This window comes from Hymenobacter sp. FMD4, assembly GCF_058932745.1.
On the sequence record NZ_JBZYWH010000027.1, the window covers coordinates 44,372 to 69,915 of the forward strand.

Here is a 25,544-nt window from a genome sequence, read left to right on the forward strand (position 1 = left end):
GGAGCTGTACGAAACCGCAAGCACCTAAGTCTGCTTCACGACATGCACAACAACTATTACTTCCTGCGTCTGCTAGCTCCGGCCCTGTCGAAAGCTTTATCAGGATACCGCGTGGCGGCGTGCTTTTCGCAGGAAAAGGATGAGTTGGTAGTCGGTTTGACAAATGGCACCGCGGAGTTTTGGCTGAAAGCGCACTTGGCCGGTACGCAGCCCTTGCTTTCCCTGCCGGAAAGCTTCCACCGCGCCCGCCAAAATTCTGTAGATCTACTACCTGATATGCTGGGCCGTACGATAGCACGTGTAGATGCTACCCCAAACGACCGGGTGTTGCAGCTGCATTTCGCTGATGGTGGCGTGTTGCTTTTAAAGCTCTTTGGCCCGCGGCCCAATGGTGTATTTTATCCGTCCCCCGATGCCCCGGCTCAGCTTTTCCAGCAGCGCGTAACCACCGATGCCTCGCTGTTGCATGCACCCATTTACCCCTCGCCCAGCACCGCTGAAGTAGCCGCCCATCCCGATCCGGCCCGGCTCTACCCCACCCTCGGCGAAGTGCCGCGGCAGTGGCTCCGCAACCGCGGCTATGATATTGCCACCCAACCCGAGCGCATAGCGCTACTGCAGGAGCTGCTCGGGGCACTAACGCAGCCAAAAGCTCTCTACATTATCAGCCTGGAAGGCCGCACGCGCCTGAGCTTGCTACCGCTGGGGGAGGTAGAAAAGACGCTCCCAGCCGACCCAATCGGGGCGTTACGCACTTTTGTGCCGCTGCTACTAGGGCGCGGGGCCTACGAAAGTGAATTGCGCCAGCTGCAGCAGCTACTCGAGAAGCGTGCCGACGAAGCCACTACTAGCGCCAGTATGGCTCGGCGGCGGCTTCACGCCCTGGAGCACGAAGCCAGCTACCGCCAAACCGCCGACCTGATCATGGCCAACCTACACCAGATTCCGGCGGGTGCTGCGCAGGTAGAGCTGCTGGATTTTTACCGCGACGACCAGCCCCGAATCATCAAGCTCAAGCCCAGCGAAACACCTCAGCGCACGGCTCAGAACCTGTACCGCAAGGCCAAAAACCAGCAGATCGAAACCCAGCAACTCACTGAGCGGGCCGATAAGCGCGAAACCGAAGCCTTATGGTGCCTGGAGCGCCTGGAAGAGCTGCCTACGCAGCCAGACCTGCGTAGCCTTCGCGCCTGGCGCAAGCAACACGGCCTCGACCCTACAATACAAAGCAAAGCGGCCACTGAGCTTCCCTTTAAAGTATTTGAGGACAGCGGATTCACCATTCTGGTGGGCCGCAATGCCCAAAACAACGATCTGCTCACTCAGCGTTATGCCCACAAAGACGATCTATGGCTGCACGCCAAAGATGTAACTGGTTCGCACGTCGTTATCAGGCAGCGACCGGGCCAAGCAGTGCCTGGCCCCGTGGTGGAGCGAGCCGCCCAACTAGCGGCCTGGTACTCGCGTCGCCAAAACGATTCGCTTTGTCCGGTGACCGTAACCCCCAAGAAATTTGTGCGCAAGCCTCGCGGAGCCGCAGCAGGTCAGGTGATAGTAGAGCGTGAAAAAGTAGTGCTGGTGGTTCCTGCCAACCCGTTTGAGCGGGCGTAGCGCTAAGCACCACCACCCGAAAAACAAGAGCGGCCCGCCTTCCTAGGAAAGCGGGCCGCTCTTGTTTCTGTGCGCACGGGGAGAGTCGAACTCCCACACCCGAAGGCACCACCCCCTCAAGATGGCGTGTCTACCAATTTCACCACGTGCGCAGAACACGATAAATCGACGCGTTGTCGGCGTCCGCTTCGCCATTCGAGGGTGGCGAAGTGGCGACAAAAGTAGTAGTTGACTTGTATTGGCGCAAGTAACCGCCGATGTTTTCCCGCAGATAAACCGTAGTGCTAAGGCAATCAGGCAATAAATTTCTTCGTATCCTCTGCCTATCTCAGACGTGAGCCTCCTTTACATTATCGGTAATGCAGGGCTTTGCAAAAGAACTTCCGGTTACTCAACTGCTAAATAGCCACGGCCGCTCCCGAGTTTTCGGAAGCGGCCGTGGCTATCTGGTTTGGGGCGGCTTATGAGCGGGCCAGCGGAGTATCCACGATGTGCTCCGACAGGAACCACACCTGCAATTCATTGGTGCGGATAACTTGGCTTACAATCAAATCATTGGTGCCATCATCGCCCAGAGAGTCAGCTATATCCGCAAACTCATGGCATTCCTTCAGAATAATTTCGTGCGCTTCCAGCAGGCGCGACACCTGTATTGGGGCTTCTTCCCGGTCGCGGGGCGGGCGTGGGATGGAAGTAGCTTCGGCTATATCCGGGGCCATAGCCAGGGCAATACCGCCTAGAATCTGAATGCGTTCAGCAATGTCGTCGACCAAGGCGCTTTGCTCCTCGTAGTGCTTGTCGTAGAGCAGGTGTAGCTGGTAAAACGTCGGGCCAACCACCTGCCAGTGGTGCTTCTTGTACAGGTCGCGGATGGTGATGGTATCGGCCAGCAGCTGGTTTAGCGCGTCCACGCTGGATTGCCGCACGTTTTCGGCCAAGCCGATGGGCAGGCGTTGCGCTACCGTGCCATAGCGCTGCAACACCCGCGGCGAGTTCTCCTGCTGGTTCAATACGGGCTGCAGGGTGTCGGTTTCGTTTTTGGCTAGGCTATTTGGCGAGTCGATATCGTCGTGGGTTGCGTTGGCTTCAGTAGCGCGGCCGCGGGCGGCCGTGGTACGGCCCTTGGATGCTTTGCTGTCTGCGCTTTTCGTCGAGGAAGCAGCTTTGTTAGTGGTTTTGGTTGCCATGTAAGTCAGAAAGATTGGGAGTCAATATTGGGATATTGGGGCGCCACACTGGTTAGATAACCGCTATGGCGACTATCCAAAGGCTTACGCCGGGCGGGCAGCCGAGGTTGGGGCAGGCTTCTTTCTTTAGCCGCCATGTCAGCCTACCACCCGTGCCCCTACCCCGAAGAACATCTCATTAGTTCGGAGCTACTCCAGGGCATTGTGATTGATCCAACGGCTTGCCGTGCCTTTTGCGTTGTCTCCAGGTCCATTCCCTGGGCGGGCTAATTCTGAAGGCGTTCTTCCTCAGCGCGAATCCTGCTGAGGGCTTTGGCCAGCACTGATTACGGAGCTCAAACAGCTGGTTTTTTTGACTACTCCGAGAGTCACATGACTGTTCAGGCAGCCGCGGTGCTAGGTGCGATGAAAATAATGCCCGTTGGAGCCTTCGCTGCAGCGCCGTTTGTAGTTGCCCGGCTAGTAGATAGTTGAGGGCTTTCCGCTGCGGAATGCCGTTTTTCCGCGCTACATTTCGGATTCCTTTTACTCTTCTGCCCGCAGTTATTATGAACGAAGCGCACCTCCATCTGCTGCTTAACCACTTTCCTATTCTTGGCTCTCTTTGTGGCGTTATGCTGCTGGCAGCGGGTGTGCTGCAGCGCCAGGCAGTACTCACCCGTGCCGGGCTGGTAGCCATGTTGGTGTCGGCGTTGTTGTGTATTCCGGTGCAGCTAACAGGCGAAGGTGCGGAGGAATTGGTGGAAGACCGTCCGGGCGTGACGCATGAGCTGATTCATGAGCACGAAGAAGCCGCCGAGCTGGCCTTTTGGGTACTGGAGGCCACGGGGGCGCTGGCCCTGGTTACGCTGGCGCTACGCAACAACTCCCGCACCGCCATGCTGAGCCGGCTGACTCTGTTGGGAGCGGCCGTAAGCTTCGGCCTGATGGCTCACGCTGGCCTCGAAGGCGGGCAGATCAATCATCCCGAAATTCGTGGTATCGACGGCGACAGCGGCCACGACGACAAGGCAGGCGACAGCCACGAATAGCCCCGGCAGCGTACAAGGTTCTTCAATCGGCTCCTTCTGCGCATGGCTTTTCCTTTTTTCGGCGACGACAAATCCTTAGTGGCGCGGCTGTTGGCTACCCTGCCGCAGACGGGCCGCGTGGAATGGATTGGGGTGCGCCCGGCGCGGCGCCAGCCGCTGCTCGCGCTGCCTCAGGTCGAGGCCCTAACCGATGCCCATCTGGCCGGTGACCACGCCCGCCCGCGGCCAGGCGGCAAACGCCAGATAACGCTTATCCAGCACGAACACCTTAACGCCGTCGCTGGCTTTTTGGGCTTGCAGGTGCCCATCGACCCCGGCCAGCTACGGCGCAACCTTGTTGTGAGTGGTATAAATCTGCTGGCGCTTAAAAACCAGCGCGTGCGCATTGGCGAGGAGGTAATTCTGGAAGTTACCGGCGAATGCCACCCCTGCTCCCGCATGGAAGAAGAGTTAGGCGCCGGCGGCTACAACGCCATGCGCGGCCACGGGGGCCTTACAGCCCGCATCGTCCAGGGCGGCATCATCCGCCTTGGAGACGCAGTAAGCATGGAGGTCAGTCGCGAACTATTAGGCAATTAGTACAATTACCCCCGACAACGGGCTACCCCGGTTTCTCTGAAAGCCGGGGTAGCCCGTTGCTTTTCCCGGCCATCGAACTACTGTACTATAAATTATTGAACTACGCTCGCATCTTATATTTTGACTTTTCAAACGTTATGTCAATACGTTTGAAAAGTCAAGAGTAGTTTTACATTTGCCCACTATGACTGCCAAGAGGGATGACAAGCGCGAAAATATTCTGCGGGCGGCTACTCAATGCTTCAGCCGCTTTGGCTACGAAAAGACCACGCTGCAGGACATTGGCGACGTAGCCCGGCTGAATAAGGCGTCCTTGTACTATTACTACAAGAACAAGGAAGACCTCTTCATCCAGGTGGTGTTGCGTGAGGCTGAGCGCTACCTTGAGGCGTTGCAAGAGCAGGTGCAGCCGCTTACCCGTTCGACCGATAAAATTCTAGCTTACCTGACCGGTCGCCTCGATTATTACCGCCAAGTGCTGAATTTGCACCAACTCAGCATCGAGAGCCTGCAGCGTTTGGAACCCATGTTCGACGACGTGTACCAAGCAGTACGCGAACAGGAACTGACGTTTTTGGGACAGTTGCTGCAGGAAGGCATGGAGGATCGTGAGTTCTTAAAAATGCAGCCTGAGCGCGCCGCCGATGCGCTCCTGACAGTAGCCGACGGGATCAAGCAAGAGGCTGTGCAACGCTCCCGCACCCGCTTTGCCCACGAAGTGGACTATGCCCCGGTGCAGGAAAAGATGACTTATACCCTCACGCTTCTGCTCAACGGCCTGAAGAGATAAGCCATGGCATGACGTCGGCCGCCGAGGACAGTTCCCGATAGCGCGTATGCACATCAGCTCGCATAGCTTCTGGAAATAGCTCAGCGGCGCCTTTCCCTTCATCCCACACCAGATAGGTCATTGATACGGCAAGAAACGTGACGGTACACGGCTTGCTCAATTCCCTAACAGCGACGCTGATGCGATTAGGCCACATAACATGGTAAAGAGACTGTTACGACGCATGGCAAAGCACGCCCCGATGGCGGCGCCGCGCGCGTCAGGCTAGTGTAGCGGCGCATTTGATATCTGCCCGCAACACCTTGGAAATCGGACAATTTTGCCGGGCATCACTCACCATTTCCAAAAACGTCTCGGTTGCCAGCTTGGGCACGGCCGCATCCACCGTTATGTTGGATTCAGTAATGCAGCCATCGGTAAGTACCACTTCGCAACGGGCGGTAATGTACTCAGGCGTAAACCCCGCAGTTTGTAGGTTGAAAGCCAGCTTCATGGCAAAGCAACTAGCGTGAGCGGCGGCCATTAGCTCTTCCGGGTTGGTGCCAATGCCTTCTTCAAAGCGGGAATGGTAGCTGAATTGCGTTTCCTGCAGCACGGTACTGGTGGTCGTCACTTGGCCGGAGCCGTCGGTACCACGGCCGTGCCACAGGGCGGTAGCGGAGCGCTTGATAGACATAGTAAGGCTTAGCGTACAATTGTATAAATCCAGATTCACCTGACCAACAGGCCCATGCTAGGGTCCACGAACAGCCGGAGTGAGGGCCCCGGCTGTTCGTGGACCCTAACCTTCTTACACAGCTGAGAAAGTTGCAAGCCAGTGTTGAAGCTGGCCGTACTCGTCGTGCAGGGGTTTGATATGCGCCCGAAAGCAGTGGTACTGCCCATCGGTATTGCGCAGGCTGAGCGTCTCGGTGTAGGGCTGGGCGGCGTGCTGGCTGGCTGGCCAGCTCTGCTGCACGTGGGACTGCTGCTCCGGGAGCAATAAAGGCAACCAGCCTTGATTGTGAAGCTGCGCAGGATCGGCGCCGGTGTAGCGGATCCAGGCTTGGTTGCACCAATACACCTCCCCGGTGGGGGTGGCCAGCCAAACCAGCTGCGGCAAAGTATCTGCGAGGGCGATAAATGCGGCCTGGAACCGATGCAAGGCAGCTTCGGCCTGACGCTGCTGACTTACATCTTTCATGGCCCCGATCATGCGCACCGCCTTACTGTTTTCATCGAGGACGATGCGGCCACAGTCGCTCACAAACGCGTAGGCGCCGTCGGCTCGCCGGAAGCGGTATTCATCATGCCAGCCTGCAGCGCCGTTGTTTATGGCGGCGTGTATTCCTTCGAGCACGCGCTGCGCGTCGTCGGGGTGGATGTTCTCGCTCCACCAGTGAATGTTGTTTTGGACTTGGTGCGCTTCGTGCCCAAACACCCTTTCGATGGCGGACGTCCAGGTAAGGGTATCGGTGACCAAGTCCCAGTCCCACAACGCATCGTTGGTGGCCAGGGCCGTCAGGCGGTAGCGCTCCTCGCTAGCCCGCAGGGTTTCCTGACTTTGTTTCCGCTCATGAATGTCGGTACACGAACCAAACCACTCTACGACTTGGCCAGAGGCACTTTTCAGCGGTTCGGCCTGCCCCAGAAACCACCGGTATTCTCCGGTGCGGGATTTGATGCGGTACTCCGTCTCAAACCGCTCCCCAGTGCGCAGGCTGCGTCGCCACCGCTCCAGGCTGGCGGCTTGGTCGGCTGGGTGCAGCACGGCTTGCCAGGCATAACTGCCGAGGCTTTCATCAAGGCTGAGGCCGGTGTATTGCGTCCAGCGCTGATTGAGGTAGGTATTGCTACCGGAAACGTCGGAGGTCCACACCATCTGGGGGATGGTATCGGCCAAGAAGCGAAACTCCCGCTCACGGGCGTCGCTGCGCCGCTGCGCCTCACGCTGCACCGATAGATCCAGGCAGTACGAAATACCGAGTCCCGAGCCTGGCTCGACCAACGCCCCGCCCAGCAGCACCGGCACTCGGCTGCCATCGGCCCGAATGTATTCCTTGCTGTACGGCCGGTGCTGGCCGTAACGACGCAGCTCTTCTTTGGCCTGCCTGTCGGCGTCTTGGTACTCGGGCGGGGTCATTTCGACCCAGTTAATCTTGCCCGCCGCCAAATCCTTTGCCTTGTAGCCCACGATGCGCAGGTACTCTCCATTGGCCTCCACCACCTCTGGCTTGTCCAGGTCCCAGTACACGACGCCAATAAGGGGCGAGTCGTGGAGGCGCTGCAGTTGCAGGTGGCGCAGGCGCTGGGCCGTAATATCTGCAACGGTGCCAATAAAGCGTACGGCACGCTGCTGGTCATTGAAGAAGGCCCGCCCGGTGGCGCGCAGCCACCGCAGCGGCTTGTCGGCGCGCAGCCCCAAGGTGCGGTATTCCTCGTCGTAGATGCCTTGGCCTGTGGGGTCTAGGGCCTGTTGCACGGCTGCTTCCAAGCGGGGCCGGTCGTCGGGGTGCAGCGCTTCCCAGAAGCGCTCATACGTGACCTCATCCGTAGGCGCCAAGCCGAAAAGCTCCTTGCAGCGGCTCGACCAGATTAATTCCCCCGTGAGGGGGTTCAAGTCCCAGGTACCTACCCCTGCCGCATCGACGGCGGTCTGCAGGCGTTCGTAGCTGGGTTGGTGTTCAGGAGTCAACGGCATGAATACACAACGCGTCAGCTGCACGCTGAAAAATCAGCGCGTAGCATGAGCAACAAGAGTTAAACTAATAATATGCTCCATGCAGAAAGGCCCGGCGCCCCTGCACGTAGCTTGTACTGGCAAGGTAAAGAATTGATTCATTAGTAGGAAAGCTTTTGCCACTGCTGCTACCAACGGGGACAGTTAACGATTTAGATTAACAACGTCAGCAACGATGCGACGCGCAATGGGGCGGCGCTGCGGCGTAGCTCAAGACTAGCATTAGCTACGGCTAATCCGCAGGCTTAAGTCAGTTGTGCAGCTCTCTGGTTTTCTTTCCAATAGCTCTTTCCCTGGTGCAAGTTTGCAAGTACCTGTCGCCCTTGTGCGCTGAGCTGTTGCTATAACCGTAAGCCAGCTTCGTAGCCTTTGGTAACTGATTCAAGTACCTGAAAAGCAGATTAGACGATTCTTTTATTATTAACAGCAATTTAATTGAATAATGCAATCCGATCTGGATTACGTTTCCGTATGTCTTGCTGTTGCCTTCCGACGGGCTAGACTACCAGCCCCGTTTCCTCACTTCATTTACCATTTAGTCGCTTATGCCTACACCCCTACTTTGGTCCCCGCTGAATTGTGTTTCCCGAACCCGGCGCGCCGTGCTGTCGGCAGGGCTGCTGGGCTTATTGCTGGCCGCTAACCCCGCCGATGCGCAAGTAGTCTTTGGCCTTTCTGGCACCGATCTTACCTCCGTGAACATAGCGGCGCCAGCTACATCGCAGACGCGCATGGCCATTACTGGCATCACGCCGGGGCAAACGTTGGTAGGGCTGGATTTCCGGCCGGCTACCGGCGAGCTGTTTGCCCTGGGCTACGACGCCACTACGGCTGGCCCCAACGCCCGCCTGTACGTGCTCAACCAAACTACGGCTGTGGCTACGCCCGTTGGGGCTGCCGCGGTACGCCTAGAGTTGGGCGGCGCTACCGAGCGCATTGGCTTCGACTTCAACCCGACGGTAGACCGCATTCGGGTGGTTAGCACCAACGACACCAACTACCGCCTCAACCCCAACAACGGCGCTATAGCTGCTCCGGATGGCGCGCTGGCCTTCGCTGCCGGCGACCCCAACGCAGGCCAAAACCCCTTCGTGGGCGCAGCCGGGTACACCAATTCCTACATTGGAACCGCGTCGACCACGCTATATTACGTGGACGAGCAACGCTCCCTGCTGCTGCGCTCCGATTCGCCCAACGCCGGTACGCTCAGCACCGTGGCTGCGCTGAACCCCATGGCTGGTGGCAACGCCACCCCCATCAACGCCCCGGGTGCTAGCACTGATCTGGACATCTTCACTGTGTCGCCTGGTGCTGAAAACGCTTACCTGAACGTAAACCAAGTAGATGGCAGCGGCAACTTCATTTCGCTGCTCTACCGCCTCAACCTGACGACAGGTGCTACCACCTTTTCCGGCGCGATTACCGGCACGGGCGTGGGCATCACTGATATTGCCGTGCGCATCGACCGCACGACGCCGGCTTCGAGCGGGCAGTTGCTTTACGCGCTGAACACCAACAACACGCTGCTCTCGTTTTACTCGGGCACGCCGAACTTCATCAACAGCGCCGTACCGCTGACCGGCGTAACGGCAGGCCAGAGCATCGTGGGCACCGACTTCCGGCCGAACACCGGGCAGCTCATCGGCATGGGCTACGATGCTACCACAGCTGGCCCCAACACGCAGCTTTACGTCATCGACCCAGCGACGGGCGCGGCCACGGCCATTGGGGCGGCTATCCGGCTGGAGCTGGGCGGCGCTTCCGATAACATCGGCTTCGATTTTAACCCCACGGTAGACCGCATCCGCGTCGTCAGCACGAACCGGGCCGACTACCGCCTCAATCCCAACAACGGCGCCCTGGCCGCCACCGACGGCCAGCTCACCTACGCCGCCGGCGACCCGAATGCCGGAGCCACGCCGCGCATCGGCGCGGTGGGCTACACCAACAGCTACCCGGGCAGCACCAGCACCACGCTTTTTGACATCGATGAAGCGCTGAGCATTCTGGCAATCCAAAATCCGCCGAATGCTGGCACGCTCAACACCGTGGGCAACACCACGGGGCTGACGCTGAATCCAGCCAACGCCCTCGTTGACCTGGATATTTACTTCGACAGCGGCGCTTCGCTGAACCGCGCTTTCCTAACGGCTAACCCCGGCGGACAGGCCAACAGCAACTTGTACACCCTGGATTTGGGCTCCGGCAACCCCTCTTTGGTGGGCACCATCGGCCTGGGTATTCCGGTGCGCGATGTAGCCGCCTTCCTGAACGGGCCCAACGCCACGGCTGCCCTCACCGGGCGTTTGCTGTACGGCGTGGCCGGCGGCAATCTGGTATCGTTTGACTCCGGCAACCCCGGCGTTATTCGCACGGCGGTGAACATCACCGGCCTGCAAGGCACCCAGGTGCTGGTGGGCACTGACTTCCGCCCCGCCACCGGTGAGCTGTACGCCCTGGGCTACGATGCCGCTGCCCAGCAGGGCCAGCTGTATACCTTGAACCTGACCACTGGCGCCCTATCGGCCGTGGGTGGGGTGCAGGCGATGCCGCTAGGCGCCAGCGCTGCTGGCATCGGCTTCGACTTCAACCCCGTGCCGGACCGCATCCGCATCACGTCGGCTACCAACCAGGCCAACCTGCGCATGAACCCGGCCGACGGCACCTTCATCACCGATGGCACGCTGAGCAACCCCGCCGGTGCCCCGGCGCTGTCGGCTGTGGCCTACATCAACAACGACAACAACGCCAACACGGGGACTACCCTATTTGGCTACGACCAGGCTCGCAACGTGCTGCTGCGCTCCACCGATGCCAATGCTGGCACCTACGTGGACCAAGGCAGCACTGGCATTGCAGTGACAGCCGGCGTGGACTTCGACGTGTATTCCGACCTGACCAATCCGGCCGTGCCCGTAAATACGGCCTTCTTGGTAGCAGCGCCTACGGGTAGCACGGCTGACAACCTCTACACCATCGACCTGACTTCGGGCGCCGCCAACCCGGTGGGCCGCATCGGCAACGGCTCCAACCTGACCGGTCTGGCCGCTTTCCTAACGCCCGGCCCGGTTATCACGGCTGGCCTGACGTGGACTGGCGCCGTGAGCACCGATTGGGGCACGGCCGCTAACTGGCTGCCGCCGCAGGTGCCCATGGCCACGGATAACGTGACCATCCCGAACGTAGCGAACGACCCGGTGGTGAGTAACGGCCAGCAAGCCAACAACGTGACGCTGGCCAGCGGCGCTACGCTGACCACGGCCAACGGCGGCACGCTGACGGTAAACGGCAGCTTTACCAACAACGGTGGCACTACCCTGGGCACCGGCACGGGCACCATTGCCTTCAACGGTTCGGCTGCTCAGACCATCAGCGGTACTACTACTTTCTTTAACAACCTGACGGCCGGCCCAGCTGGTGTAACGGCCGCGGCTCCGGTGCAGGTGCAACGCGTGCTGCTGCTCAACGGTAACCTGGCCTCGAACGGCAACCTGACGCTGCTTTCCAACGCCACGGGCACCGCGCACGTGGTGAATGCCAACGGCGCCGTCACCGGCACTGCCACCGTGCAACGCGCCATCGATGGGGGCAGCAATGGCGGCCCGGGCTACCGCCACTACTCGTCGCCGGTAAGCGGCTCAAACGTGGGCGACCTGGCCACGCCGGGCTACACCCCGGTAGTGAACCCAGCCTACAACACCTCGCCCACGCCCACCCTGGTGACGCCCTTCCCCACCGTGTTCGGCTACAACGAGCAGCGCGTGACGAGCAGCGGCAACCCCTTCCCGCAGGACTTCGACCGCGGCTACTTCTCCCCCTCGTCTCTGGCCGACCCGCTGGTGGTGGGCCGCGGCTACACGGTGAACATCCCGGCCTCGCAGACAGTGGACTTCGTGGGCACCCTGAACAACGGGCCTATCACCGTCGGTGGCCTGACGCGCGGCACGCAGACCGAATCGGGCTGGCACCTGCTCGGCAACCCCTACCCCTCGCCCATCGACTGGGACCTGGTGGGCCGCACCAACGTGGACGCCGCCGTGTACGTGTACCGCTCCACCGGCCAGTACGCTGGTACCTACTCCAGCTACGTGGCCAACGGCACCGGCACCAACGGCGGCACCGACCAGCTGGCCGTGGGCCAGGGCTTCTTCGTGCGGGTGAGCAACTCCCCGGCCACGGTGATTCCGCAGCTCTCCTTCACCAACGCCGCCCGCCTGACCACTTACGCCAGCCCCGTGTTCCAGCGTAATTCGGCCATCACCGGCCCGCTGGTGCGCCTGGACTTGCGCGGCGCCACCGGCTCGGCCGATGAAACCGTGGTGTACCTGGAGCCCGGCGCCACCGCCGGCTTCGATGCGAGCATGGACGCCTACAAGCTGCTGGCCGGCGGCACCCCCGTGCTGGCCTCGGCGCTGAACGCCACCACCAACCTGTCGGTGAATGCGTTGCCCCCGCTGGGCGCCGCCGACCGCGTGGTGGCCCTGCACGTGCAAGCTGTGCAAGCCGGTCCGCACACGCTGCGCGCCACCGAGCTGCTGAACCTGCCCGCCGGCACCTACGCCTACCTGCGCGACGCGCAGACCGGCACTGTGGTAGACCTGCAGCAGCAGCCCTCGTACACCTTCACCCTGGCCAGCACCGCGCCGGCCACCGGCCGTTTCACGCTCGTCTTTACTCCGAACCGGGTGCTGGCTAACGCCCCGGTGCAGCTGGCCCAGCAAGTCGGCCTGTATCCCAACCCGGCCCGCGGCACGGTGGCCCTGAGCCTGCCCGCTTCGCTGGCTGGCAAGGCTATGGAAGTATCCGTAATCAATGCCTTGGGCCAGCAGGTGCTGCAGCGCACGCTGCCCGCCGCCCGCGGCGCCGAGCCGCTGGTGCTGCCGCTGACGGGCGTGGCCCGCGGTGTGTACTCGGTGCGCGTGAGCACGCCGGAAGGCATCGTCACCAAGCGACTGGTGGTGGAATAAGGCATTGCCCGGGCATCGGCTGCCGCAGTTGGTGCCCGGGTTCATTTTACAGTTGACATCTCATGCAAAAATCCTTTTTGGCCCTTGCCCTGCTACTGGTCGGTAGCTTATGCTACTTCGCACTGCCTGCTCAGGCCCAAGGCCCAGGCACCGGTGGGCCCACCCCGGGCACTCCTACCACGCCTACCGAGGTTCCCATTGATGGAGGAGCTTCCTTGCTACTGGCAGCAGGCGGCGCCTATGCACTGAGCCGCTTGCGCAAACGACGCCGGAAGGCTTAAGACGTAGCTGCTTACAATGTCAAAACGAACAAGCCCGGACCAACTGGTTCGGGCTTGTTCGTTTTAAACGATGAGAAAAGAATCTGCCTTTTCAGCTTCGATGCCAGCTACTCGCCGCCGTACTTGCTTTTGCCCGCGCCGCCGGCGTCCATGCGCACGATGCGGGGTGTAAACGAGCCCAGCACGTCCACTAGCTCTTGCTGGTGGGCCATTACTTGGTGAATGTCCTTGTAAGCTATCGGGGCTTCGTCGAGGCCGCCGCCAATGAGCTCCACGCCCTGGTCGCGCAGCAGCCGCCGCAGTTCGCCTTCGGTTACCTGCTGCTTGGCCTGCGTGCGCGAAAGCCGCCGCCCGGCCCCGTGCGAGGCCGATTGCAGCGACTCGACCACGCCGCGGCCCCGCACGATAAAGCCCGGCGCCGTCATCGAGCCAGGAATTACGCCGAGCACGCCTTCCCCGGCGGGCGTAGCGCCTTTGCGGTGCACAATGGCCTCGCGACCGTCGGACAGGCGCTCTTTCCAGGCGAAGTTGTGGTGGTTTTCCACTTTGGCTAGTGCGTCTTCGCCCAAGGCCTTGCTCAGGCGGCGGTGAATGTCGCGGTGGCAGGCCGAGGCATAGTCACCAGCCAGATTCATGGCGCGCCAATACTCCTGCCCTTCCTGCGTATCGAGGCTAAGCCAGGCGAGGTAACGCGCTTCGGGCGGCAACGGGCATTTGTTCATGGCCAGCTTGGTGTAATGCTGCGCAATGGCGGCCCCGAGTCCGCGCGAGCCAGAGTGCGAGAGCAGCCCGAGGTACTGGCCCGGTGTCACGTTCAGCTCGTTGTCTTCGGCGGTGATATCCACAATGCCCCACTCCACGAAGTGGTTGCCGGAACCCGATGAGCCGAGCTGTTTTACGGCCGCCTCGTGCTTGCCGCGCACCACTCCGATTTCTTTGAATTCGGGTCGCTCCAGCACGGGGTCGTCGGCAGGGTTCTTAAACACCTCCTTGTTGCCAAAGCGGGTGTGGTTGTGCAGCAGCTTCTTCAGCTCCTCGCGCCGCTGCTCCAGGTAACGCGGCGGCAGCGGAAACACCGACAACGCCATGCGGCAGCCGATGTCCATGCCCACTCCGTAAGGAATCACGGCGTTGTCGACGGCCAACACGCCGCCAATGGGCAGGCCGTAGCCCTGGTGGGCATCGGGCATGAGGGCGCCGTCGATGGTGACGGGCAGCTGCATGGCAGTGTCCATCTGTTTGCGGGCCCCGTCTTCGATGAAGGCGTCGCCGTAGCGGCGGTAGTCCTTGATGCTGGGATTGAGCTTGACGTCGCGGTCGGGTTGCGGCACCAGTTCCTGCGCCAGGGGGCGCCAGGTTTGGTCGCGTACGTATTTGAAAGGGTCTTCTTTGATTTCGCGCAGCAGTGCCATGGCACTGCCTTTGTCGAGCTTGCGCAACTCGCGCTGATCCAAAATATCGAGAGCCAGACTTATGTGCTTATCCTCGGTGAAGCCGAGCTGGCGCAGGTCCTTGCTATGGAGTTTGCTGGTGTTTTTGGCCATGATGCGGGTGGGAGAAGGATGGTAAGGGGTTTACCGCGCAGGCTCCCGGCCGGGTTGCATTTAGCCCGTAGCTCTTGACAATTTCCTCCGATTCGTGAGCTATTTGATGCTAGCTACTAATCCATCCCAGCGTTTTTCCGCGGTAACAGGATAATAGTAAGGGGGATATATTTTTTACCGCTGATTTAATCAATAACGACAATCCGACTCGTAAAGCACATCGTAGCTCCTGCTCTTACAAGCAGTGACAAGAGCTGCAAGCTTGTGTCACTCGTCAGTCGTTTCGTCAAACTACCCATTCATTCCATAAACTCATGTTTACACCCTTACTACGGCCCTCAAATCATTTGTTCGGCTCCCAGCTACGCCGTGTAGCCCTGCTGGGCTCGGCGCTTGCTCTCGGCGCTTTAGCACCCGCCACGGCCCAAACGATTTATGGTTTATCGGGCACCAATCTGGTTGCTTTTCAAGCCTCAGCCCCCGGCACGCTCACGTCCACCAACGCTATTACGGGCGTCACGGCTGGCCAGACGCTGGTGGGTATGGACTCGCGCCCAAACACGGGCGAGCTGTTTGCCCTCGGCTACAACGCCACCAACCAGCAAGCTCAGCTCTACCGCCTCAACGTAACCACCGGAGCAGCCACAGCCGTAGGGATGGCACTTACGCTGAACCTGGGCGGCGCCACCGACCGCATCGGTTTCGACTTCAACCCCACGGTGGACCGCATCCGCGTCACGAGCACCAACCGCGCTAACCTGCGCCTCAACCCCAACGACGGTTCGCTCACCGCTACCGACGGCCAACTGGCCTATGCCATGGGCGATGCCAACGCCATGCAGACGCCGGGCGTGGGCGCTTCGGCCTACACCAACAGCTACATCGGCACGGGCAGCACCACGCTCTACAACATCGACGAGCTGAACAGCCGCCTCGTAACGCAGATTCCGCCTAACGATGGCACATTGAACACGGTGGGCACTTTGGGCGTGACAACGAGCGGCGCCACGCAGAGCGCCGACCTCGACATTGCCTACAACGCTACCAACCAAACGAATACTGCCTACATGGTGGCGTCGATGGTGGGTACTTCCACCGGCACCACGCTGTACACGGTGAACCTGAACACCGGCGCGGCTACGTCGGTAGGGCAAATAGGCACGGCTACCACCATGGTTTCTGACATTGCCGTGGCCATTATCCGCTCGGTGCCCGCCACGCTTACGGGCCGTTTGATGTACGCCGTATCGGGTACCAATCTGTTGTCGTTCGACTCGGGCCTGCCGGGCACTATCCGCACCCTTATGCCCATCACCGGCCTCACGGCGGGTCAGGCGTTGGTCGGCATTGACTTCCGGCCGGCTACCAACCAGCTGTACGGCCTCGGCTACAATGCCACCAACCAACAGGCGCAGCTCTACCGCATGAACCTGACCACCGGGGCTACCACCACCATCGGCGCAGCCCTGACCCTGAACCTGGGCACGGCCACCGACCGCATCGGCTTCGACTTCAACCCCACGGTGGACCGCATCCGCGTCACGAGCACCAACCGCGCTAACCTGCGTCTCAACCCCAACGACGGCACCCTCGCCGGCACCGATGGCACACTAGCCTACGCCACCGGCGACCCGAACGCGGCCGCTACGCCCAGCATTTCGGCTTCGGCCTATACCAACAGCGTGGTCAGCGCCACCGCCACCGTGCTCTTCAATTACGACGACGCGCTGAACGTGCTCGTTCGCCAAGATCCACCTAACAACGGCACGCTGAACACGGTAGGTGCTTCGGGCATTGTGGTAAACCGCACAACCAACTCGGTGGACTTCGACATGTTCATGGACAACACCACCAACGTAGCCGTAATGGCTGCCAGCACTGGCACCAGCACCAACGACAACCTGTACACCCTGAACCTGACCACCGGGGCGGCTACCCTGGTGGGGCCCATCGGCGGCGGTATTGCCATCAGCGGCCTCGCGGCCTTCTCGCAAGCTGGCCTGCCCACCGCCACGCTGCCCGCTGCACTGGCCCGCCAAGTGTCGCTGTACCCCAACCCTGCCCAGGGCGAAGCCATCCTAGAGCTGCCCGCCGAACTCACCAAACAAGCATTTACCGTGCGCGTGCTCAACACGCTCGGCCAGGAAGTACGTCAGCAGGAAGTGCCCGCCCGCGGCGCGCAGCTGACCTCGATTTCGTTGGCTGGCGTAACCCATGGCATGTACTTGGTGCAGATTAGCACCGCTGAAGGTATGGTGACGAAGCGCCTGATGGTGGAATAGATTCGCTTCGGCTATAACGATAACAGGCCCCGCGGCATCTGCCGCGGGGCCTGTTATCTTGTGGAGCCGCCTTACGCCCCGCCGTCCATGCGCACGATTTTGGGCGTGAACGAGCCGAGCACGTCCACCAGGTCCTGCTGGCTCTGCATCACGGTGTGGATGTCCTTGTAGGCCATCGGTGCCTCGTCGAGGCCTCCACCGATCAGCTCCACGCCGTGCGCCTGCAGGTGCCGGCGCACTTCCGCTTCGCCCAGCTCGGCCTTGGCCCGGGTGCGCGACATCAGTCGCCCGGCCCCGTGCGAAGCCGAAGCCAAGGACTCGGCCACGCCGCGGCCCCGGACGATGAAACCGGGGGCCGTCATCGAGCCGGGAATCACGCCCAGTACACCCTTGCTGGCCGGCGTGGCGCCTTTGCGGTGCACAATTACCTCGCGGCCGTCCGACAGGCGCTCTTTCCAGGCGAAGTTGTGGTGGTTTTCCACTTTCGCCAGGGGCCGCTCGCCCAGGACTTTGGCCACGCGCTGATGAATCTGATGGTGGCAGGCCGAAGCGTAATCACCGGCCAGGTTCATGGCCGCCCAGTACTCCTGGCCGGCTTCGGAGTCCATCGTGAGCCAGGCGAGGTGCTGGGCTTCCGAAGGCAGCTGGCAGGTTTCGCGGGCGAGCTTGGTGTAGTGCTGCGCCACGCTCGCGCCCAGGCCGCGGGAACCGGAGTGCGAGAGCAGCCCGAGGTACTGGCCCACGGGCACGCCCATTTCGTTGGTCGGGTCGGTGATTTCCACGATGCCAAACTCCACGAAGTGGTTGCCGGAGCCGGAAGTACCGATCTGGGCGGCGGCCGTTTCCTGCTTGTTGCGCAGGAAGGGAATCGCCCGAAATTCGTCGCGCTCCAGCACCTCGTGCCCCATCTTCTGCCCGTGCCGGAACACGTCTCGGTTGCCGAACTTGGTCGTCGTCAGCAACACGTTGCGCAACTCCTGCACGCGCTGCGTGAGGTACTGGGGCGGCAGCGGGAAGATGGACAAAGCCATGCGGCACCCAATGTCGACGCCCACGGCGTAGGGAATTACCGCGTTATCAGTAGCCAGTACGCCGCCGATGGGTAGGCCGTAGCCGTGGTGGGCGTCGGGCATAAGGGCTCCAGCAACCGTTACGGGTAGCTTCATGGCCGTTTCCATCTGGTGGATGGCACCCGGCTCGATGTGCTCAGCCCCGAAGAGCGTGTAGTCCTTGCGGGCCGTGAGGGCAATGTGGCGGCTGGGCGGCGGCAGCAGCGCAGCCGCCGTGTGGCTCCAGTCGAGGTCAGTCAGGAAGTTGTTGGGGTTGTTGATGAGCGCCTGCAGCAAAACCAATTGATCGGTATGCGAGAGGCGCTTCAGGTGTTTGCGCTGCAGTTGGGCCAGCGCCAGCCCGATGGCCCGACCTTCCGGAAAACCCAGTTGACGAAGGTCGTTGCCGCGTAGTTGATTGGCCATAATGGTCTTTGCGAACGGATGGTTCGCGTTTTATGAACGATGAGTTGAGAACGAACTCCCATCCTTAGAGAAGGAAGGGTGCTCGAAGGGCGGGGCGGTTGGCAATGGTGGCAAGTTCGTACCGACGTTGCCGACGGCGCGGACGCTCTTCAACCACCCCAGCGGTAGCTGCGCTACTGCATCCCCTTCTCATCTGAGGAGGGGAGTTTGGTCGTTATAAATTCCCAAACAACCGGAGCAACAAGCGGGCAGCGTACTGGCTCGAAAGCCGAGGTCGTGACAGGTCGAAGGAACGCTGCCCTACGGCATCTGGTCGTTTGGGCTGAACTGAAGAAGGGTGACAGGTGGGTAGCCCATTGGGCGATTTTCAGTCGAAGTAAGACTACCCGACGACACCTTCTTCAGCCCAAAACCTGACCAGGCAACAGACGCACAGCCACAGTCCTGCTCTACCAACTGAGCTACGGCTTGCCTTGCGGCGCGCCGGCGGGGTTCGAACCCGCGACCTGGGCGTTAACAGCGCGAAGTAGGGCTGCGCTACGGCACTGATCAGGGTATTAGCTGCTTACCAGGGCAATGGGCGGAGGGCATCTACCTAAAGCTGCTGGCCCGCATTGCTGCTAACGCATCAGTTCAGGTGCGGGAGTTGAACCCGCTTGGTCGTAAGACCTCACCGAAGGAACGCCCTCCTACGGCATCCGGTAAGCAGTGAAAATTTGTTGGGGCAACAGGCGCCCAGCCTACGTATCCTGCTCTAACCAACTGAGCTACTCCCCCATTGCGGAAACTCTGTGGAGGAGGCGGGACTCGAACCCGCGACCCGGCGAGTCATAATCGAAGTAAGGCTTTGAGCTACGGCACCCAACGGGTAACTCCATCCAAGGCAACAGACGGAACGCCCTTTAAACTGGCGCGTCTTGGGATTTTCGCCACTCAGGCTTGGTCGGCCACGAGGCGGGACTCCAACCCGCACGCCTTGCGGCACCAGTTCCTGGCGAAGGAATGCGCTCCTACGGCACCCGGATGTAAGCATAAAAAATAAGCCGGGGTAACATGTGCCTCACTTCTGCTCTACCATTGAGCTACACCCGTGTGTGTTGTGCGTGAAGCACGGGTGATAAGAGTCGAACTTATAACACGAAGTAGGTGAAGGCGACGACACCCGGCTGGGTTGTGCGTTTGTCTCGATACCGACGGCAAGGGCAACAGGACGCGAGGCGTAGATGGGAGTCGAACCCACTCGTGGCTGCCGAAACAGCCGACAAGTTTCTACCAAGCGAAGTAACGCCTCGCTACGGCACCTTGCCTGTTGGCTTTCGAGCGATACAGCAGCCTGGTGGGCTACTGCAGTTGGTATTATGTGAGCTTCATCGGATGAAGGTTTTACAAGAGTGAAGAGTTAGTGGAAGGCTTCGTTGAAAGCCCGCAAAGCGGTTTGAGGTGGCTTCGGGTCAAACACCGCAAAATCGATGCGATTAAACCGACCGCGAATAGCTGGTTCGGCTAAGGCTTCGGCGAAGAGCTGCGCGACTTGGGCCGGGTCGTTGCCGAACACGCCGCAACCCCAGGCACCTAGTACTAGGGCCTCGCAGCCGTGGCGGGCCGCTATGCCAAGCACTTGCCGAATGCGCCGCTGCATGGTGGGCACCAGTTCGGGCAACAGTTCCGGATGGTTCCGGTGCAAAGCCCCGGCATTGACGGCCGGCGAGGTGATGATGTCCACCCGATACGGCTCCTCGAGCCAGTCGCCGACGTCGTTGCGCAGCACCGGCACGGCTGGCGAATAAATGGCGTAGTCGCTGTAGAGGCCGTTGAGGTGGGCGTTGTGCCTGTACATTTCCTCAAACTGCGCGATGCACGGGTACAGCCCCGACGACCGCGCCAAGCTTTCTTCCTGCGCCTGACTGCCGCCCAGAAAGCCGCCGCCCGGGTTACGGGCCGAAGCAAAATTCAAGCAGCCGACGCGGGCAAACTGCTGGCTCAGCGCGGCCGCTGCGGCCAGCGTGGTGGCGTGATACACGCGCACCTGCGCCGGCACCCCGCCGGGTGGCACGAGTTCCTGCACCAGCGCGGCCACGTCCGCCGGCCGGTAGAGCAGACTGCCGTGATGGGCAGCGTGTTGCCAGGCCTCTATGTTGACTGCCCGGCCGTTGTCGGTCTGGTAGTGGCCCCGTTCGAGGGCTGCAAGGGTCTGGCGGGCCAGTTGTTGACGATGTTCGCGGTTCATAAGGGTGAAGGATTCCGGACCTGGGGAGTGGCGGCCAAATTGCCGCCTCTCCGTGCCGCTTGGGGGTTGCAGAAGATCTGAGCCGGGAAGCACAGAAGGTAAAAGCCACTTGTATCGTTTAAGTCGATAAGTATGCTAAGGTGAATCGAGTACTAAATGATGGTCACGTAACGGGTTCCCCTTCTGCGTTTCCGCAGCTGATTTTATAACTCGATTTGCTCGATTTCCGTCAGAGCCGAACCGCCGTTCTCCAGCGCCTGAAGCACGTCGAACACTTTGTCGGACCAGCCGCCGATGAGCGCCACGCCGTGCTCGGCGCGCACGTCCACGGGCGCGGTACCGTGGCCAGCCAGGTCGAAGAGGTACAGGCGGGCCTGCGGCGCCACGGTGCGGCGGTACTGGCTCCAGGCCTCGGCCAGGGTTTTGCCGTCGTTGTGGCTGTTCCAGAGCTGGCAGTCGGTAAAGATCATCACCTTATCCACCCGCTCGCAGTGCCGGGTCAGGTCCTGAATTACCAAGTGGCCGTTGGTGCTGTAGCCTACCTCGCCTTCGCGGCGGTAGAGCTCCTGCACGTTGCTGAGCACCTGCCCTTGCGGCAGCGCCACGCGCTTCCACCGGTCGCCGAACATGCCGGTCACCACGTTGGCGCAGCGGTCTTGCAGCAGCATCCCGAGCACCAGCCCGATGTCGTAGTACTGCACTTTGCTGCGCGCCGAAATCGGTTGCTGCATGGAGCCCGACACGTCGCAGGCCACCACCACGCGCGTTTCGGCGTCGAAGCCGCGCAAGTTCTGCACCGAGTGGCCGATGGCCGTTTCGAGTGCGGCAAGTACGCGGGCTACGTGACCCGAGCGCACCGGCAGCAGTTCGCGGTAAGCGGCCAGGTAGCGGAACGGCAGCTGCTTGCTGCGCGCCACCGCGCCGGCATCGGTGAGCGTTGCCACCACGCGCTCCATCGCCGCGGCCGATACTTCAGCTTCCAGGATGTTGCGCAGGTTGCGCAGCAGGGCCATGTAGCCCAGTTTGCCGCTGCTGATCAGCTCTTCCCACTTCTGCCGAACGGCCGTCTGCCGTTCCGCATCGGTAGCGAAGGCCTGCTGCCCCAGCGCCGACAGCTCCGTTTCCCAGGTGTAGGGCGTCGGCAGTTCGCCGCGCACCAACTGGTCGAACAGGGCTTGCTGCTCCGGGCTTTTGGCCGTGGGGTGTACCAGGAACAAGGCGTCGCGCAGACGCACCTGGCCGGCCCGGTCGTACTTAGCCAGCTGGTAGCCATCGAAGCGGTTGAAGCTCAGGGCCAGGCCCTTCTGCAGCTGCTTGGAGAGGCGATTCAGTCTTTTCTGACCCTGACGCTGGTTGGCCATGGCGTAAAAAGCCAGCAGCTCCGTGATTTCGTCGGCGCGCTGCACCACGCGGGCCACCAAGCGGCTCACGAGGTTGTCGCCGCGGTGCAGCCGGGCCAGTTCCACGCACAGCACCAGCGGTACGGTGCGCAGGTAGAGCTTTTCGCGGGCGTACACGGCCAGCTGGGCCACAAAGCGTGGTTCGTTGCGGGCCACCAGCTCGCGCAGGCGCTGCAGCCGGGTATCGGCCTTCTCGTAGAACTGGTCGCTGAGCGCGGCCGTGGCTACGGCGGCGTACAGCTCCAAAGCCGGAGTCAGCTGGTAAGCCGGGGCGCCTTCGTGGTTCACCGCGTTGGGCGTCGGCTTGTTTTTGCGGAAAGTAAAGTTGAAGCGCATAGTGGTGGTAGCGAAATGGTGGGATAGTGAAATGGACTCTTTCGGGTCGTCCGGGCAGGCGTAGTCGGTGCTTCCCGCTGGATCGGTAGTCTTCCCTTACTACCATCCGGCATCGTTGCACGGAAGGCTCCGGCTACGCCCGGCGGATTAGTATTATGGGTTGGTCGCCCAACTAAGTCCTTGGGAACTAGTAGGCAGTTGTTAGCGGCCCAGCGCCCCCAGCTAATTTCCTCCTGGTTGAGGCGGCGGGTTGAGCTAGCCTCAGGCTTGCACCGCGGTGGTTGGCCTGATTGCTCACCAAAGTGAGCATCAACGCCTGCTAGCGGCCCCTGCACGCTAAACAGTTGCTCTACCTTGCTCGGTAAGTGGCATGCGGCGCCAGAACTAGGCGGGCTTGTTCGGTCTGCCAGACGGTGCGAGGTAGGGGTTTGAGGTGGTTGGCCATTGGTCAGGAGTTCCCTCAAGGGGGCGCTTATCAATGGCAGAATCAGACGAAGGAACCGTAGTGGCGGTGGTATGAAGAATAAGTCTAAAGCTGTCGTAAAGCATGGCGACGCCTGAGTAAAGGGTGTACAATTACGTTCGGCAATTCACACAGAATTAATTGCCGTAATTCAGAAATTATTTGCAAATAAATTCAGGCAATATTTTCCCTAGCCACTAATCATTAGCAGCAAATTCAGAAAATAAATACCGTGAAATAACGTCCGTAGCAGTGACTTATCGGACGCGGTGAGCGGAAAGCGTTAGCCGCGTTTTAGCGGCTGCTTATCTATCCGTTTCACCTGCCCGATGCCGCTACACCAGCACTGGGCAACCACGCTTGAAACGGCGGAGGAAAGCAGTCGTAGGTATTGAGTCGACATCATGGAAATAAACGAGTTGGAACCTAAAAGAAAACAAAACGCCCGAATCTGGAGGGATTCGGGCGTTTGCACTAGAAAGCTTCTATCAGCGAAACTTCAACTGGTTGCATGCGCGCCGAACACCGGCTGGGTCTTATCCTCCAGCGAGCTTGGCATACCGATATATTGATTAAAGTGGCGGCGCATGACGAGTGAAGTCGTTAAAGTCGTTTGTGTTTTGGGCTTTGAACGGGTCAAAGGTAGAAAGGTTATTTTATCAAAGTCAATACATGAGCAAAAAAATATTTAAATATTTTTCAAACTCCTTCCGTGACTGAAAAAGGTAGTCTTATTTAATTATCTAAATAATTACCTTATTGTAAAACTCCCTTCAAAGCAAAGCCTTATTTTAAGGATTGCCGTTTTGGTTGCACTATGGTTGGCTTCGGAAAGGTGCGGCTGGTATGAACAGATACTTATTCGCATTTCCTCTTTGAAAAGCATCGGGCACAGCCGGCAAGAAGCGACTACACGTTCCTATGCTGTTCCTGAATACGTTATAGAGCTTGACGCTAAGCTGGGGCAAGCTAATGAGCAGGGCCCGCTTCCGCTACGCAGCGTCGGCAGTGGCGCAGGTTTAGTAGGTGCGTACCAATCAGGCCTAGCGAAGCCGCGTACTGCACCCCTTCCATCAGCGGATAGCGGCTGACAAGCAGCCCAGCCAGCATAAGCACGCCAAAGAGGCCCCACAAAGCGAGGCGCAGAGGCCCGGATGACATTTGCCGCGTAGCTCCGAGCACCAGTACTCCGCTTATCAGCATAAAGGCCCATTCCCATGCTTCCTCCTGCGTACCCCACAGCGCAAACACAACGGGGCCAGCCGCGCAGTGCAAAATGCACAGGCTTGAGTTCAACATGCCTCCATAATCGGCTAACAAGCGTAACAGCACGTGTTTCATGCCACAGCGAAGATTTTCAGTTAATCAGAATGCAGCCAGCGCTGGCCCTCACGCGGCTGCACGCATCATGGCTGCTTTGGGAGTTGAACGTAGCGCCATAAGGCAGGCAAGCGAAGTAACCTGTCGGCAGGTTTCATCCAAGCAAGAAGGCCGGATACGGGGGGCAGCGCTGGTCGGTTCAGTGCGGCACCGGCGCGTGGGCGCGGAATATCAGTTCGTTGTTGAGGATGGCGGCAGCCCTGGCTCCAGCTGCCGCCGCGGCTATTACTTGCTGGAAGGGGTTGGTCAGGTCACCGACCGCGTACACGCCCGGCACACTGGTCAGCCCGTTGGCATTTGTTTGCACGTAGAGGCCATCTTCGGTAAAGGCACAACCGAGCTGAGCGGCGAGGTCGGAGCGCTGCTGTTGCGGGCTCCGGGCAAATACGGCATCCACAGGCAAGCGAGAACCGTCGGCGAACATTACGGCATCTACGCCGTGGGCGGTGGTTTGCAGCGCCGTTACGGGGGTTTCTATTATCCTTATGCCCAGCTCATTCAGCGTGGCCCGCTGGTCAGTGTCCAGCTCGGCGGGGCCGTCGGTGCAGAGGGTAGGTTGCGGGCACCAGTGGTTCAGCAGTACGGCCAAGTGAAAGCCTACCGGACCGCGGCCGTAGATGGCTATTTGCTGGTCGCGCACTTCCCAGCCGTGGCAATACGGACAGTGGTACACCCCGTTCCCCCACCGCTCCCGCAGGCCAAGCACTGCGGGCAGCAAGTCCAGCATGCCAGTGGCCAGGATGAGGTTCTCGGTAGTTATTTCTGAAGCATCGGCTAGGGTAAGGACGAAACCCTTGGGCATGCTACGGGCCGCAAGAGCCGTTACGGAACGAATTTCCACGTCGTAAGGCGCCAGCTGCTCCCGGCCGCGGCGCAGCAGCTCGGCGGGCGAAGTGCCGTCCTGGGTGTAGAAATTGTGGGCGTGGGCGGCGGGAGCGTTTCGCGGCGGGCCACCATCGAGCACCAGCACGCGACGGCGCGAGCGGCCCAGCGTGAGAGCGGCACTCAAGCCGGCGTGGCTGGCCCCGATGACTACAATTTCGGGTGAATTGTTCATGGCAGTAAGTGGTTTGGGGATTACGATGGCAAGTGGTCAGCACCAGAGCAAGCGCCCGGCAGGCCTAAAATTGGTTTCTAGCCAAGGCAGTCAACTCTTTGCCAACTAGGCAGCGACGGCATCTTCGCCGGCAAGTCTAGCTCTGAGTTGGAATCCTGAGAGCAGTATCAGCGTAGTGCAGGCAGTGTTACTGCAGGTTTGCTCAGGACCTGAAG

16 protein-coding genes and 2 tRNA genes are annotated in these 25,544 nt (G+C 60.4%); 7 read left to right on the top strand and 11 right to left on the bottom strand.

Annotated elements, in window-relative coordinates; all coding sequences use genetic code 11:
• The first annotated feature begins 42 nt into the window (after window positions 1-42).
• Window positions 43-1,611, top strand: a complete 1,569-nt coding sequence (locus AC5FXY_RS19190; protein ID WP_493558333.1) for an NFACT RNA binding domain-containing protein — start codon at window positions 43-45, stop codon at window positions 1,609-1,611.
• A 70-nt stretch (window positions 1,612-1,681) separates the two neighbouring features.
• On the opposite strand, the gene AC5FXY_RS19195 is transcribed toward AC5FXY_RS19190, so the two are convergent.
• Window positions 1,682-1,763, bottom strand: a tRNA-Leu gene (locus tag AC5FXY_RS19195).
• A 309-nt stretch (window positions 1,764-2,072) separates the two neighbouring features.
• Entirely contained in the window at window positions 2,073-2,798 is a 726-nt protein-coding gene (locus AC5FXY_RS19200; RefSeq protein WP_493558334.1) for a Dps family protein, read from the bottom strand.
• Between the two features lie 548 nt (window positions 2,799-3,346).
• Between AC5FXY_RS19200 and AC5FXY_RS19205 the strand changes: the two genes are divergently transcribed.
• The 3 genes from AC5FXY_RS19205 (at window position 3,347) to AC5FXY_RS19215 (ending at window position 5,198) form a co-directional block, all read left to right on the top strand.
• Window positions 3,347-3,829, top strand: a complete 483-nt coding sequence (locus tag AC5FXY_RS19205; protein WP_493558335.1) for a DUF2231 domain-containing protein — start codon at window positions 3,347-3,349, stop codon at window positions 3,827-3,829.
• 42 nt (window positions 3,830-3,871) lie between these two features.
• On the top strand, window positions 3,872-4,408 hold the full coding sequence (locus tag AC5FXY_RS19210) for an MOSC domain-containing protein (RefSeq protein WP_493558336.1): 537 nt from the start codon (window positions 3,872-3,874) through the stop codon (window positions 4,406-4,408).
• A 184-nt stretch (window positions 4,409-4,592) separates the two neighbouring features.
• Window positions 4,593-5,198, top strand: a complete 606-nt coding sequence (locus tag AC5FXY_RS19215; RefSeq protein WP_493558337.1) for a TetR/AcrR family transcriptional regulator — start codon at window positions 4,593-4,595, stop codon at window positions 5,196-5,198.
• Window positions 5,199-5,457: 259 nt separating this feature from the next.
• Here AC5FXY_RS19215 and AC5FXY_RS19220 read toward each other — a convergent pair whose 3' ends face one another.
• The gene (locus AC5FXY_RS19220) at window positions 5,458-5,874 is read right to left on the bottom strand and encodes an OsmC family peroxiredoxin (protein ID WP_493558338.1); all 417 of its coding nucleotides are present in this window, start codon (window positions 5,872-5,874) and stop codon (window positions 5,458-5,460) included.
• 114 nt (window positions 5,875-5,988) lie between these two features.
• Window positions 5,989-7,878, bottom strand: a complete 1,890-nt coding sequence (locus AC5FXY_RS19225; protein WP_493558339.1) for a PAS domain-containing protein — start codon at window positions 7,876-7,878, stop codon at window positions 5,989-5,991.
• A gap of 584 nt (window positions 7,879-8,462) precedes the next feature.
• On the opposite strand from AC5FXY_RS19225, the gene AC5FXY_RS19230 reads away from it, so the two are divergent.
• On the top strand, window positions 8,463-12,884 hold the full coding sequence (locus tag AC5FXY_RS19230) for a DUF4394 domain-containing protein (RefSeq protein ID WP_493558340.1): 4,422 nt from the start codon (window positions 8,463-8,465) through the stop codon (window positions 12,882-12,884).
• 62 nt (window positions 12,885-12,946) lie between these two features.
• On the top strand, window positions 12,947-13,165 hold the full coding sequence (locus AC5FXY_RS19235; RefSeq protein ID WP_493558341.1) for a PID-CTERM protein-sorting domain-containing protein: 219 nt from the start codon (window positions 12,947-12,949) through the stop codon (window positions 13,163-13,165).
• Between the two features lie 107 nt (window positions 13,166-13,272).
• Here AC5FXY_RS19235 and AC5FXY_RS19240 read toward each other — a convergent pair whose 3' ends face one another.
• Window positions 13,273-14,709, bottom strand: a complete 1,437-nt coding sequence (locus tag AC5FXY_RS19240; RefSeq protein WP_493558342.1) for an RtcB family protein — start codon at window positions 14,707-14,709, stop codon at window positions 13,273-13,275.
• A gap of 314 nt (window positions 14,710-15,023) precedes the next feature.
• Here AC5FXY_RS19240 and AC5FXY_RS19245 point away from each other — a divergent pair, with 314 nt between their 5' ends.
• Window positions 15,024-16,991, top strand: a complete 1,968-nt coding sequence (locus AC5FXY_RS19245; protein WP_493558343.1) for a DUF4394 domain-containing protein — start codon at window positions 15,024-15,026, stop codon at window positions 16,989-16,991.
• Between the two features lie 71 nt (window positions 16,992-17,062).
• Here AC5FXY_RS19245 and AC5FXY_RS19250 read toward each other — a convergent pair whose 3' ends face one another.
• From AC5FXY_RS19250 to AC5FXY_RS19275, 6 genes are all read right to left on the bottom strand, one after another.
• Window positions 17,063-18,466 (bottom strand): RtcB family protein, encoded by a 1,404-nt coding sequence (locus tag AC5FXY_RS19250; RefSeq protein WP_493558344.1) that lies wholly within the window; start codon window positions 18,464-18,466, stop codon window positions 17,063-17,065.
• 940 nt (window positions 18,467-19,406) lie between these two features.
• Window positions 19,407-19,557 (bottom strand) — tRNA-Ala (locus AC5FXY_RS19255).
• A gap of 308 nt (window positions 19,558-19,865) precedes the next feature.
• Window positions 19,866-20,693, bottom strand: coding sequence for a TIGR02452 family protein (locus AC5FXY_RS19260; protein ID WP_493558345.1), 828 nt, complete (start codon window positions 20,691-20,693; stop codon window positions 19,866-19,868).
• A gap of 203 nt (window positions 20,694-20,896) precedes the next feature.
• The gene (locus AC5FXY_RS19265) at window positions 20,897-22,429 is read right to left on the bottom strand and encodes a TROVE domain-containing protein (RefSeq protein ID WP_493558346.1); all 1,533 of its coding nucleotides are present in this window, start codon (window positions 22,427-22,429) and stop codon (window positions 20,897-20,899) included.
• A 1,432-nt stretch (window positions 22,430-23,861) separates the two neighbouring features.
• Window positions 23,862-24,233 carry a MerC domain-containing protein gene (locus tag AC5FXY_RS19270; RefSeq protein ID WP_493558347.1) on the bottom strand — a complete coding sequence of 124 codons (372 nt, stop codon included), beginning with the start codon at window positions 24,231-24,233 and terminating at the stop codon, window positions 23,862-23,864.
• Between the two features lie 178 nt (window positions 24,234-24,411).
• A complete protein-coding gene (locus tag AC5FXY_RS19275) occupies window positions 24,412-25,329 on the bottom strand; it encodes an NAD(P)/FAD-dependent oxidoreductase (protein ID WP_493558348.1) in 918 nt (305 codons plus the stop codon).
• Window positions 25,330-25,544 lie beyond the last annotated feature (215 nt).

What these genes read in the sequence shown, in the direction of transcription:
- AC5FXY_RS19250 (WP_493558344.1), bottom strand. Translation starts at nt 18,466, where the DNA reads ATGGCCAATCAACTACGCGGCAACGACCTTCGTCAACTGGGTTTTCCG.
- AC5FXY_RS19215 (WP_493558337.1), top strand. Translation starts at nt 4,593, where the DNA reads ATGACTGCCAAGAGGGATGACAAGCGCGAAAATATTCTGCGGGCGGCT.
- AC5FXY_RS19275 (WP_493558348.1), bottom strand. Translation starts at nt 25,329, where the DNA reads ATGAACAATTCACCCGAAATTGTAGTCATCGGGGCCAGCCACGCCGGC.
- AC5FXY_RS19190 (WP_493558333.1), top strand. Translation starts at nt 43, where the DNA reads ATGCACAACAACTATTACTTCCTGCGTCTGCTAGCTCCGGCCCTGTCG.
- AC5FXY_RS19230 (WP_493558340.1), top strand. Translation starts at nt 8,463, where the DNA reads ATGCCTACACCCCTACTTTGGTCCCCGCTGAATTGTGTTTCCCGAACC.
- AC5FXY_RS19270 (WP_493558347.1), bottom strand. Translation starts at nt 24,233, where the DNA reads ATGAAACACGTGCTGTTACGCTTGTTAGCCGATTATGGAGGCATGTTG.
- AC5FXY_RS19245 (WP_493558343.1), top strand. Translation starts at nt 15,024, where the DNA reads ATGTTTACACCCTTACTACGGCCCTCAAATCATTTGTTCGGCTCCCAG.
- AC5FXY_RS19200 (WP_493558334.1), bottom strand. Translation starts at nt 2,798, where the DNA reads ATGGCAACCAAAACCACTAACAAAGCTGCTTCCTCGACGAAAAGCGCA.
- AC5FXY_RS19235 (WP_493558341.1), top strand. Translation starts at nt 12,947, where the DNA reads ATGCAAAAATCCTTTTTGGCCCTTGCCCTGCTACTGGTCGGTAGCTTA.
- AC5FXY_RS19225 (WP_493558339.1), bottom strand. Translation starts at nt 7,878, where the DNA reads ATGCCGTTGACTCCTGAACACCAACCCAGCTACGAACGCCTGCAGACC.
- AC5FXY_RS19220 (WP_493558338.1), bottom strand. Translation starts at nt 5,874, where the DNA reads ATGTCTATCAAGCGCTCCGCTACCGCCCTGTGGCACGGCCGTGGTACC.
- AC5FXY_RS19210 (WP_493558336.1), top strand. Translation starts at nt 3,872, where the DNA reads ATGGCTTTTCCTTTTTTCGGCGACGACAAATCCTTAGTGGCGCGGCTG.
- AC5FXY_RS19205 (WP_493558335.1), top strand. Translation starts at nt 3,347, where the DNA reads ATGAACGAAGCGCACCTCCATCTGCTGCTTAACCACTTTCCTATTCTT.
- AC5FXY_RS19265 (WP_493558346.1), bottom strand. Translation starts at nt 22,429, where the DNA reads ATGCGCTTCAACTTTACTTTCCGCAAAAACAAGCCGACGCCCAACGCG.
- AC5FXY_RS19260 (WP_493558345.1), bottom strand. Translation starts at nt 20,693, where the DNA reads ATGAACCGCGAACATCGTCAACAACTGGCCCGCCAGACCCTTGCAGCC.
- AC5FXY_RS19240 (WP_493558342.1), bottom strand. Translation starts at nt 14,709, where the DNA reads ATGGCCAAAAACACCAGCAAACTCCATAGCAAGGACCTGCGCCAGCTC.